Below are 11,760 nucleotides of genomic sequence, written 5' to 3'. Positions count from 1 at the left end.
TTTTAATATTCAGTAAATTGGATATTTGACTCGGCAATATGGCATACTAGAGAGCGGTGGCACTGCAAGCCGCCAGGCGATTGATGGCGTCGATCCCCTCGTGAGTGTTTTTCCGAGGCTGGCGTCCGCCGTCGCGCAATTAGACTTTGTAGAGAGCCTTGGGGTGGCTCGCGTGCGTGCGTGTTCATCTTAAAGCCAGGGATGCGAGGCGATTGCAGCGTTTCGTGAGGAGCATAGTGCCCAGAATAATGAGAGAACGCTTCAATGAATCTGAAGCTGAAAATAGTATAACTGTGTCTAAAAATCCGGTTGCGGCTAAAGACGCTAAAGACGCTAAAAATGTTAAAGATGCTAAAGATGTGTCGTTTGTTGGCGCTTCTTCTGCGGGTGTAGCTGCTACTTCTGCCGCTTCTGCTACTTCTGCTGCTGGAGTTGTGCGTCGTCGCCGAGGCCGTCGCGTGACGCGTGGTGCTGGTGCAGCCGGCGAAGCGATGGAATTAAAGGTAGAAGAGTCGAGCACGAAGATTTTTAATAGCGGCGTTGATAGCGGCGATAATAATCGCAACAATGCCAGCACTAATGCCAGCGCTAATAGTCGCACTAATAGTCGCGATAATCGCGCTGCTGGTCGCGCTAATGACGTTAAAAGTCGCGCAGAAAGCCATGTTGACAGCAACATCGACAGTCATGCTGACAGTCATGCTGACAGCCACACGTCATCTCGCCCTATTACTTCTTTGCTGTTCCAAGAGCCTGTTTTGCCGGCTCATGTTAATAGTGATGAAAGCGAGCGTTTGCGCGAAGATTCCAGGGATGATTCTCGCGCAGATTCGCGTTCGTCTTCGCGTTCGTCTTCTCGCGCGGATTTGCGTCATGATTCGCGCGCAAATTCTCGTGAGGATGCACGTTCTGATTCTCAATCGGATTTTGAAGACGAATCTGAAAACAGTGCGAATGAGCGTCAAAGCCGTCGCAATAATCGTAATCGCAATGAATCTTCTCAAAAAAGCCAACGTTCTCGCCGCTCGCGTCGTCTGAATGCGGTTGAGCGTCGAGCTGCTGCCGAAGTCGAGCAAATTGAAGAGGATCTTGCGTACGACGATATTGTTTATGCGCCTATTGATACTCAAATCGATGAAACTCTTGATGTTAGCGATATTTTAGATAGCGACGATCGCAGCGATGGCAGCGACAGCAGTGATCGCAGTGATCGCAACGACCGCAGAAACAGAGGAAATCTTCGCAATCGAAGGAATCGCAGCAATAGCGATGACCGCAGCGACCGCAGTGACAATCGCAGCGACCGCAGCGACATTCGAGATGATAATCAAGACAATAATGATGACAGTCAAGATTATGGTCAAGATGACAATCAAGATACTGGCTTGCGTCGTCGCCGTCGTCTTCGCGACTCGTCAAGCAGCATTCTTGATGAAGATGACGATGAGGGAATGATAACGCGTCGTCGTCGCCGTCGTCGTTCTTCGCGCGAAAATCTTGACGAAGTATCTCAGGAAGATCGCGATTTAATACCGGATCCAGAAGAACTTCGCGCTCAAGACGAAGAAGAAACGCTGTACACGCGTCGCCGTCGTCGCCGCCGCTCTAAGTCTTCGGATGATTCCGCAGCTTCGTCGCAATCGCAGTCTTCGCAGTCGTCATTGTCTTCTTCGGATGATTCTTTTGCTTCTTCTCGCTTAAGTGCCGACGATTTATCTTCTAGGCGCTCTCGCAAGCAGCAGTATATTGACGAAATCACGGATATTGAGGGCTCTACTAGACTTGAAGCAAAGCGTCAGCGCCGCCGTGACAATCGCCGCGAGCGCGCGCGTCAAAACTTAATTATGGAGCAGGATTTCCTTGCTCGTCGCGAAAATGTTGATCGTTTGATGGTGGTTCGCGAGCGCGATCGTCACACGCAAATTTCCGTTATTGAAGACAATATTCTTGTGGAGCACTACGTTTCCGATATTCAAGAAGTTGCAACCGTTGGCAATATTTATCTTGGTCGCATTCAAAACGTGCTTCCAAGCATGGAAGCTGCGTTTGTGGATATTGGTCAGGCTCGAAATGGCGTGCTCTATGCTGGCGAAGTCAACTGGGATATGACGCGTTTGGAAGGTCAGCCTCGCAGAATTGAGCTTGCTTTTAAGTCCGGAGATCCTGTGCTTGTGCAGGTTACTAAGGATCCGATTGGTCACAAGGGTGCGCGACTAACTTCGCAAGTAACTCTTGCTGGTCGTTTCCTTGTGCTTGTTCCTTCTGGCGGAATGACGGGCGTAAGCCGTAAGCTTTCGGATCGTGAGCGCTCGCGTTTGCGCGCTATTGTTTCTAAGATTGCTCCAAAAGATATGGGCATTATTATTCGTACTGCTGCTGAGGGTGCAAGCGAAGAGGCAATTCAGAAGGATCTTGAATCGCTTGTTAAGCAGTGGGATCGCATTGAAGCAAAGCGTGAGGAGTATTTGCACGGCAAACGTCCTAAGCTGCTTCAAGGTGAGCCGGATGTGGCTATTCGTGTTGTTCGAGATATTTTCAACGATGACTTCCAGAAGCTTATTGTTGAAGGCGATGGCGTGCATCAGCGCATTAACGAATATCTTGAAATGATGGCACCTGATTTGTTGAGCAAGGTTGAGTATTGGGATCCTGCTGAGCATGAGGGTAAAGATATTTTCGACAAGTGGCAGATTGATAGCCAGCTTCGAAAGGGCATGGAGCGTCAGGTTTACTTGCAGTCGGGTGGCTCGATTGTTATTGATCGAACTGAAGCTATGACTACGATTGACGTTAATACTGGTCGTTTTATTGGACGCGGTAAGTCTTTGGAAGAAACGGTTACGCGCTGTAATTTGGAAGCTTCCGAAGAAATTGCGCGACAGTTGCGTTTGCGCGATATTGGCGGCATGGTAATGATTGATTACGTCGACATGGTTATGCCAGCCAACCGTGATTTGGTGTTGCGAAGACTGCTTGAGTGCTTGGCGCGAGATAGAACTAAGCATCAGGTTGCTGAAGTTACTTCGCTTGGTCTTGTGCAAATGACGCGTAAGCGTGTTGGACAGGGCTTGGTTGAAGCTTTCTCGGAGGAATGCCCAACGTGCAAGGGTCGTGGATTTATTTTGCACGATGAGCCGACGGTTTCTTCGGAATATGCCGATCCTTACGCGCTTAAGGGTGGCGATCCGTTTGTGAAAACGAACAAGTATGGTCATGGAACTTCTACGGTTGCTCCAGAGCCGCAAAAGCAGCAGGGTTCTAGCGCTGAAGTGCGTGCTAAGCTTGCGCGTATTGCTGCAGCGTCCGCAATTAGTGAATCTATAGAATCTGCTGGAAATGCTGGGAATGTGGAAAGTGCGGAGTCTGCAGAAAGTGCGGAAGTTACTGAGCCTGTGGAATCTATTGAACCTGTAGAATCTAACGGACCTGCAGAATCTACTGAACATGTGGAATCTGTAGAATCTACTGAATCTACTGAATCTACTGAATCTACTGAACCTGCAAAAACTGAAGAATATACGGAATATACAGAATATAGAGAGCCCACGGAGTATTAATAATCTTAAGGATAATCTATTAAGTATATGCCTTGAGTACAATATTGAATATTGTCTGCATTGCCCTTATGAAACTAACCACTTGACGTTAGTACATGGGTGGGTGTATTTTTGATAGTCGGTGTCTTGCCGCGCGCATTTTGCTGTGCGCAAGACAGAAGTAAGCTTTCAATTGAGCTAAGGAACGAATTATGTACGCGATTGTGAAGGCCGGTGGCCATCAAGAGAAGGTCGAGGTTGGCGACGCCATTCTCGTGAACCGTCTCGATGCGAAGAAGGGCGATACCGTGGAATTCCCGGTCGCGCTCGTTGTTGACGGTGCTAAGGTGACCTTAAGCGCCAAGGATCTTGCTAAGATCACGGTGAAGGCAGAAGTCTTGAACGACGAAGCCAAGGGTCCAAAGATTAGCATTATGAAGTTTAAGAACAAGACTGGTGTGGCTCGTCGCAAGGGTCATCGCCAGAAGTTGACTCTCGTCAAGATCACGGCCATCGCCTGATTGACGGTGTTATAAACCTGAAAGGACAGTGAGATGGCACATAAGAAGGGTGCGTCTAGCTCGCGCAACGGTCGCGACTCGCAAGCGCAATATCTTGGTGTGAAGAAGTTCGGCGGTGAAGCTGTTGTGGCTGGCAACATTATTGTTCGTCAGCGCGGCACTAAGTTCCACGCCGGTCAGAATGTTGCTTTGGGCAAGGATCACACGCTGTACGCTTTGACAGACGGCAATGTGAAGTTCGGCATTCGTCGCGACCGCAAGGTTGTTGACGTTGTTACCGCCTGAGTGACAGATTAGTCTTCGAGCCGCACCCAATTCGGTGCGGCTTTTTTGTTCTTGATTTGTTTCCGCGAATTTAAGTGTTTAGCTTCGAGTAAGGTAGCAGTATGAGTGATTTTGTAGATCGCGTAACAGTGCACGTGAAGGGTGGCGACGGCGGCAATGGTTCCGCTGGAGTCCGTCGCGAAAAGTACAAGCCATTGGCTGGACCTAATGGCGGCAATGGTGGTGACGGCGGTTCAGTTATTTTTGTAGCAGACCGCAATGCAAACAGCTTACTCGACTATCGTTTTATACCTCATCGCACAGCAGAGAATGGCACGATGGGCTTGGGTGACACTAAAGACGGTTCAAAAGGCGCGGATTTGGTGCTTCCTGTGCCTGTTGGAACTGTTGTTTTTACAGCGCGCGGTGCTGCAGGCTCTCAAAAGCGTCCAGACGAAGTTTTGGCGGATTTGCGTCATGTTGGGGATAAATTTGTTGTAGCTCAAGGCGGTGCCGGTGGTCTTGGTAACGCAGCTTTGGCAAATAAAGTACGACGTGCTCCAGGTTTTGCTCTTTTGGGAGAGCCAGGCGAAGAACGCGACGTAATTTTGGAACTCAAATCTATTGCAGACGTGGCTTTAGTCGGCTTCCCATCTGCAGGAAAATCAAGCTTAGTTGCATCAATTAGCGCAGCCAAACCAAAAATTGCAGACTATCCGTTTACTACTTTGGTGCCAAATCTTGGCGTAGTAAGTTTCGGAAACTATCGTTACACAATTGCGGACGTGCCAGGTTTAATTCCGGGAGCTTCTGAAGGCAAAGGCTTAGGTCTTGAGTTTTTGCGTCATATTGAGCGTACGGAAATTATTGCGCACGTAATTGATTGCGCTACTTTAGAGCCAAATCGCGATCCAATTAGCGACTATAACGCTCTTGAACATGAGCTTGCGCAATACGCTAACAAACTTGAACTTCCGTTGGGCGCAATCCCAATTCCGGAGCGTCCGCGCATTATTATTCTTAACAAAGTCGATGTTCCTGAAGCTAAAGAATTGGCTGATTTTGTGCGCGGCGAGTTTGAGAAAATGGGATTGACTGTATTTGAGATTTCTACAGCATCTCACGAAGGTTTGAAGGAACTCGGTTTTGCGCTTGGTCGACTTGTTGAAAAGATGCGTGAGAAGCTAGCTGCTGAGGAAGCAGCGCGCGAAGAAGAGCGCGTTGTTATTCAGCCTCTTGAGCAGCCGGCTTCGACTTTGCGCAGGCGTCGCGATGATGGTCGTGGAAACAGTTCGGACTTTGAAATTAAGCGCGAAGAAGACAGAAATGGTGATTTTTGGTTCACTGTAACCGGAAGCAAACCTGAGCGCTGGGTTGTGCAAACGAATTTTGACAACGATGAAGCAGTAGGATACTTGGCGGATCGCTTGGCAAAGCTCGGTGTTGAAGACGAGTTGCGCAAGAAGGGCGCGCGTCCGGGAGATGAAATTCGCATTGGTAGCGGCAAGCACATGGTTTGCTTCGACTGGGATCCAAGCATTGCAGCCGGTGCGGAAGGATTGGACGGAGCTAACTTGGGTGCGCGCGGTAAGGATTTGCGACTCGAAGCGAACGATCCTCGCGGAGCAAGACGCACGAATGCAGAGCGTAGACGAGATTATCACAGCATGATGGACGCTAAATCTGCGGTTCGAGAAGCGATGATGGCTGAGCGAAAGTCGGGACATTGGGCGGATCCTTCTGTGGACGACGATCGTCATGACGAAAATAGCTTATTTGGGCGCGGCGAAGAGCAGGAAAACTAGCGGAATCAAGGGGGAATTTTATGAGTAATCCGGAAATTGAACTTACCGAAGACGGGGTTCGGTGTTCAATCCGCGAGGCGCGCACAATCGTTGTAAAAGTAGGTTCAAGCTCTCTTACGGACGCATCTGGGCGGCTGGATGTGCAAAAGTTGCGCGCTCTTGTTTCTGCAATTAGTCACGCGCAAATGCAAGGTGCTCGAATTGTTCTTGTGTCTTCTGGCGCAATTGCCGCGGGCTTTGGACTACTTGGTTTTGCGGAGCGTCCAAAAGATGTGCCAACTCAGCAGGCCACGGCTTCGGTTGGTCAAGGCTTGCTTATGGCGCAATATGAAGCAGCATTTTCGCAATTTGGTTTCAGAGTAGGGCAGATGTTACTGACGGCAGACGTTACTATTTCGCCATCTCGCTACCGTAACGCGCAGCGCACAATGACTCGTTTGCTGGAACTTGGCGTAATCCCAATCGTAAACGAAAACGATGCGCTTTCTAGCAACGAAATTCGCTTCGGCGACAACGATAGACTTGCAGCTATTGTGGCAAATATTGTGCGTGCAGAAGCGCTTGTGCTTCTTACAGATGTGGATTCGCTTTATACTGCGCCGCCTAGCGAGCCTGGTGCAAAACGAGTGAGCTTTGTGCCGGATGTGACGCGCGCTTTAGAAGAAGTGAAGGTTGGCGCAAGTGTTTCGGGAGTAGGCACTGGGGGTATGGTGACGAAGCTGGAAGCCGCGCATGTGGCGGCAGTTTCAGGTATTCCAACCGTGCTTACTTGTGCTGGAAACGCAGGGCCGGCTCTTGCTGGAGATGTTGTTGGAACTGCGTTTGCTCCGGTTCATACGCGCGATTCTGCTAGGCGACTTTGGATTGGGTTTGCGTCACATCCTCACGGAACGCTGGTGGTTGATGAGGGTGCTGCTAAGGCTGTGCGCGGCGGACGTGCGAGCCTTCTTGCTGCCGGTATTGTGCGTGTTTGCGGAGAGTTTTCGGCAACGGATCCGGTGTGGATTGACGACGAGCAGGGAAATCACTTAGCGAAAGGTTTAGTGGCTTTTGATGCTGAGGAGATTCCGGAGATTATGGGGCGCACAAGCGACGAGCTTGAGGAGTCGCTTGGCAGGCAGTATGCGCATCCGGTGGTGCATCGCGACAATCTTGTGCTTGTGTAATTAACTGCAGTTCCAAACGTGCGCAACTTGTCCCGCGTTTGGAGGGTTGTGGCGTGGTTTTCGCTCCAAACGTGCTCAACTTTTCTCGCATTTGGAGCGTTTGTGTTGCTTTGACGCTCCAAATACGGGGAAATTTCCGGAAAATTTACCGTTTCGCGGCTTGCGGTTACACTAGAAACCATGGCAGAGAATATGGTAGATACTTCCGCACAAGAAGATTGGCGCGTATTAAGCGAGCGCATAAACCGGGTAGCACCAAGCGCAACGCTTGCAGTCGACGGCAAAGCAAAAGCTATGAAAGCTTCCGGCGTTGACGTAGTAAGTTTCGGCGCAGGCGAGCCGGATTTTCCTACTCCTTCTTATATTGTCGAAGCTGCAGCTGTGGCTTGCAAAGACCCTCGAAACTACCGATACACCGCTACTGCCGGTCTGCCGGAGCTTAGAGAAGCAATCGCACAAAAAGTGCATCGCGATTCTGGCTACGAAGTCTCACCGAATCAAGTCGTAGTAACAAACGGCGGAAAGCAAGCCGTTTACGAAGCTTGCCAAATCCTTCTAAATGATGGCGACGAAGTTATTATTCCAGCCCCATATTGGACTAGCTACCCGGAGGCCGTGAAGCTTGCGGGCGGCGTTCCTGTGCAGGTTTTGGCAGGCGCAGAACGCGGTTTTGAGCCAGATATTGATGCGCTTGAAGCCGCTCGCACTCCACGCACTCGCGCAATTATTGTAAATTCTCCTTCGAATCCTACGGGCGCTATTTGGAGCGCACAAACTATTCGCGCAATCGGCCAGTGGGCTGTAAAGCACCATATTTGGGTTCTTTCCGACGAAATTTACGAGCATCTTCATTACGACGGAATTTCAACTTCTTACATTGGCGTTGAGGTTCCGGAAGTTAGAAATCAGCTGCTGATTTTAAACGGTGTTGCTAAAACTTACGCAATGCCAGGCTGGCGAGTTGGTTGGATGGTTGCGCCTGCGGATGTTGCAAAAGCTGCAGTAAAGCTGCAAAGTCACATGACTTCTAACGTTTCTAATATTTCGCAACGAGCCGCAATTGCTGCAGTTGGCGGATCTTTAGACGTGGTTAGCACAATGCGCGAGTCTTTTGACGCTCGTCGCAAAGCAATTGTGGAAGCGCTGAATAATATTGACGGCGTTACTTGTCCGCTTCCTCACGGCGCTTTTTACGCTTTTGCTAACGTTGAGGCGCTTCTTGAGCGTCCTCTTGGCGAGCATCGCGAAGTTCCGCATACTTCTTCGCGATTTGCGGAAATGTTGCTTGATGAAGCACATGTTGCTGCTGTTCCAGGAGAGGCTTTTGGCGCTCCAGGTTATTTGCGATTCTCTTGCGCGCTCGCGGACGATCAGCTTGCAGAAGGTATGCGTCGCATGAAAAAGTGGGTTGAGGCTTAGCTTTATACGACACTCGCTAAATGCTATTAATCGCGAAATCATGCCCATGAGATAACATAGCTATCTGGCGGTTTTGCTATGTCGCACCTTTTGGGGTATGATAAGCAAGTTCACCATAGGGATGTGGCGCAATTGGTAGCGCAACGGTCTCCAAAACCGTAGGTTGTGGGTTCGAGTCCCGCCGTCCCTGCCAGTTTTTAGTTCACAAATTCTACACGAAGGAATAAGGCATGGCACAGGCACGCAGCACTAATAAAGCAGTAAAGCCGAACTTGTTCATGCGCATTGGCATGTTCGTCAAGCAAACTATCGATGAAACGCGCAAGGTTGTTGCTCCTCATGGCAAAGAGTTGTTTGCTTGGTCTATAGCTGTGTTCATATTCGTTGTATTCTTAATGGCTTTCGTAACCTGCATGGATCTTGGCTTAGGCAAGTTCGTAATGTGGTTGTTCGGCTGAGTTGAAATTTTGAAGGTGTATAAAATATGACTGATGAGTTCAATCCCGAAGAAGCAGAAGCTGTAGAAGTTGCAGATGCTGTAGAAGATGTTGAAGCCGTAGATGCAGCTCCAGTTAACGATGCTGATGATGCCGCTGCCGCTGAAGCCGCTGTTGCATCTCTTGATGCAGATAACACTGAAGCTGAAGCTGAAGCTGGCGCAACTGATTCCGAATCAACTGAAGGCGACCCAACTGATGCCGGCGCAATCGCTGTAGCTGAGTTTTCTAAGAAGCTGCGCACTTTGGAAGGCAAGTGGTATGTGCTTCATACTTATTCTGGCTATGAGAAGCGCGTAAAAACTAACGTTGAATCTCGTGTGCAGAACTTTGGTTTGGAAGATAAGATTTTCCAGATTGAAGTTCCAATGGAAGAAGTTGAGAAGCATACGGAAAAGGGTAAGAAAGTTATTACCCGCGTGCGTGTGCCAGGTTATGTGCTGATTCGCATGTGGCCGGATGAAAACGCTCGTCGCATTGTGCGCGAAACTGAGGGCGTGACTGGTTTCGTTGGACCTTCTAGAGAGCCAGCTCCATTGAGTCGCAAGGAAGTTGTGGCAATGATGGCTCCTATGATTGCTTCCGAAGCTTTGAAGAACGCTGGAGATAAGCCTGCAGCTGCACGTAAGCGCAAGGTTGAAGTTGCTTACAAGGTTGGCGATCAGGTTACTGTTACAGACGGTCCATTCTCTACTATGGCTGCTGTGGTTTCGGACGTGGAGCCTACAACTCAGAAGCTTACAGTGTTGGTTTCCATCTTTGGTCGTGAAACTCCTGTGGAGCTTGGTTTCAACCAGGTTGAGCCGATTGTTTGAGCTGAAATCCTGAGCCGAAATCTTAAGCCGAAATCTTAAGTTTTTATAACTTTCACAAACCGGGGCGCGTTAATTTGCGCTCCGGTTTTGTTTATTTACTGAGACATGGCATATTTTGTGAATATGCATAGGTGGCTTCATGCTAAGCATGTAGCGAAAATATGTTGTTGCTAAATTGTTAAGAATTGCAGCTGTCGTAATGCAGCGTGTCGCGAAGATGTGGCATAATAGGAAGGCTTGTGACTGGAGGAGTAATCCGCTAGCACAGCACAGCAATACAAGATGCGGGAGGAAGCTGCAAAACGGCTTTATATCAGCGTTTGTAGCAACCGTTTGAACCGCTTGTACAAGAAAGAAGAACCATATTATGGCTCCGAAAAAGAAAGTCTCCGCGCTTATTAAGCTCGAGATTCAGGCTGGTAAAGCAAATCCAGCCCCACCACTGGGTCCAGCATTAGGCTCCCACGGCGTGAACATCATGGACTTCTGCAAGGCCTATAACGACCAGACGAAGGACAAGATGGGTCAGATCGTCCCAGTAGAGATCACCGTTTACGAAGATCGTTCCTTCACCTTCATTTTGAAGACCCCACCAGCCGCTGCTTTGTTGCTTAAGGCTGCTGGCATTCAGAAGGGCACCGAGAATCCATTGACTCACAAGGTTGGTTCTGTGACCAAGGCTCAGGTGCGCGAAATCGCCGAAATTAAGATGCCTGACCTCTCCGCACGTGACGTCGAGGCCGGTATGAAGATCATCGCGGGCACCGCTCGCTCGATGGGTATTACCGTTACCGACTGAAAGGGAGTGTAGAAATGGCTAAGCGTTCTAAGAAGTATCGTGAAGCGGCTGAGAAGATCGACCGCAATAACCTGTACACCCCAGCTGAAGCTATTGCTTTGTTGCAGAGCATGCCAAAGCACGCTTTTGACGAGTCCGTTGAGGCTGTTATGCGCCTTAACGTGGATCCTCGCAAGGCTGATCAGTTGGTTCGTGGCGTTGTGAACTTGCCAAACGGCACCGGTAAAACCGCTAAGGTTTTGGTGTTTGCTCGTGGTCCAAAGGCTACTGAGGCTCAGGAAGCTGGCGCCGACATCGTTGGTGATGACGAATTGATCGAAAAGGTTGCCGGTGGCTTCCTTGACTTCGATGCAGTCGTTGCAACCCCAGACATGATGGGTAAGGTTGGCCGCTTGGGTCGTGTGCTCGGTCCTCGTAGCTTGATGCCAAATCCAAAGACTGGCACCGTGACCATGGATGTTGCCAAGGCTGTTGCCGACATTAAGGGCGGCAAGATTGAGTTCCGCGTGGATCGCCAGGGCAACCTGTCCTTCCTCTTCGGCAAGCTCTCCTTCGACGCCAAGGCTCTTGAAGAAAACTTCAAGGCTGTTGCAGACGAAATCCGCCGTTTGAAGCCAAGCACCATCAAGGGTCGTTACATTACTAAGGTAACTGTGACTTCCACGATGGCTCCTGGTGTTCCAGTGGATATTGCAAGCATCGCTGCCTGATTTATTGCTGAATTTATTGCATGCGTAATTTTGCGCACAATATATTAAGCGCTAAGGCTTAAACGCTGAAAATGTGCTCTTTTTGAGTTACGTTTTCAGCGTTTTTTTTTTGTTACTTATGTCGCTGCGTTTCTGCATTAGTAACGAATAATTGCGTTTTAGCGTTACTCGCGCAGTACGTAATCTACGTTAGTAACGAATAGGTGACGAGGGCGTTTGCGCGTGCGT

The 11,760-nt window shown here is 49.4% G+C and carries 10 protein-coding genes and 1 tRNA gene; all 11 read left to right on the top strand.

Annotation, left to right across the window (positions count from 1 at the left end):
* Positions 1-248: 248 nt before the first annotated feature.
* The 11 genes from ACJV7B_RS05915 to rplA all read left to right on the top strand — a co-directional run bounded on the left by ACJV7B_RS05915 (position 249) and on the right by rplA (position 11,532).
* Positions 249-3,557, top strand: coding sequence for an Rne/Rng family ribonuclease (locus ACJV7B_RS05915; protein ID WP_419389195.1), 3,309 nt, complete (start codon positions 249-251; stop codon positions 3,555-3,557).
* Positions 3,558-3,748: 191 nt separating this feature from the next.
* The gene (rplU, locus tag ACJV7B_RS05910; RefSeq protein WP_004129104.1) at positions 3,749-4,057 is read left to right on the top strand and encodes a 50S ribosomal protein L21; all 309 of its coding nucleotides are present in this window, start codon (positions 3,749-3,751) and stop codon (positions 4,055-4,057) included.
* A 33-nt stretch (positions 4,058-4,090) separates the two neighbouring features.
* Positions 4,091-4,342: a 50S ribosomal protein L27 gene (gene rpmA, locus ACJV7B_RS05905; RefSeq protein ID WP_004133764.1), complete on the top strand. Its 252-nt coding sequence runs from the start codon at positions 4,091-4,093 to the stop codon at positions 4,340-4,342.
* Between the two features lie 101 nt (positions 4,343-4,443).
* Complete coding sequence (obgE, locus tag ACJV7B_RS05900; RefSeq protein WP_419389194.1) at positions 4,444-6,126, top strand: GTPase ObgE; 1,683 nt, start codon at positions 4,444-4,446, stop codon at positions 6,124-6,126.
* A gap of 20 nt (positions 6,127-6,146) precedes the next feature.
* A complete protein-coding gene (gene proB / locus ACJV7B_RS05895; RefSeq protein ID WP_004135592.1) occupies positions 6,147-7,292 on the top strand; it encodes a glutamate 5-kinase in 1,146 nt (381 codons plus the stop codon).
* A gap of 180 nt (positions 7,293-7,472) precedes the next feature.
* Complete coding sequence (locus tag ACJV7B_RS05890; protein WP_419389193.1) at positions 7,473-8,711, top strand: pyridoxal phosphate-dependent aminotransferase; 1,239 nt, start codon at positions 7,473-7,475, stop codon at positions 8,709-8,711.
* 117 nt (positions 8,712-8,828) lie between these two features.
* Positions 8,829-8,904, top strand: a tRNA-Trp gene (locus ACJV7B_RS05885).
* A 37-nt stretch (positions 8,905-8,941) separates the two neighbouring features.
* Positions 8,942-9,169, top strand: a complete 228-nt coding sequence (gene secE / locus ACJV7B_RS05880) for a preprotein translocase subunit SecE (RefSeq protein WP_004135588.1) — start codon at positions 8,942-8,944, stop codon at positions 9,167-9,169.
* A 26-nt stretch (positions 9,170-9,195) separates the two neighbouring features.
* Positions 9,196-10,023, top strand: coding sequence for a transcription termination/antitermination protein NusG (gene nusG, locus ACJV7B_RS05875; RefSeq protein ID WP_419389192.1), 828 nt, complete (start codon positions 9,196-9,198; stop codon positions 10,021-10,023).
* Between the two features lie 367 nt (positions 10,024-10,390).
* Positions 10,391-10,822, top strand: a complete 432-nt coding sequence (gene rplK / locus ACJV7B_RS05870; RefSeq protein ID WP_004118588.1) for a 50S ribosomal protein L11 — start codon at positions 10,391-10,393, stop codon at positions 10,820-10,822.
* 14 nt (positions 10,823-10,836) lie between these two features.
* Positions 10,837-11,532, top strand: a complete 696-nt coding sequence (rplA, locus tag ACJV7B_RS05865; RefSeq protein ID WP_004106273.1) for a 50S ribosomal protein L1 — start codon at positions 10,837-10,839, stop codon at positions 11,530-11,532.
* The last annotated feature ends 228 nt before the right edge of the window (positions 11,533-11,760 follow it).

The organism is Gardnerella bretellae, from assembly GCF_048545135.1.
Lineage (GTDB): Bacteria > Actinomycetota > Actinomycetes > Actinomycetales > Bifidobacteriaceae > Bifidobacterium > Bifidobacterium greenwoodii.
The sequence above is the reverse complement of the archived record's forward strand: the minus strand, read 5'-3'. Positions and strand labels throughout refer to the sequence as shown.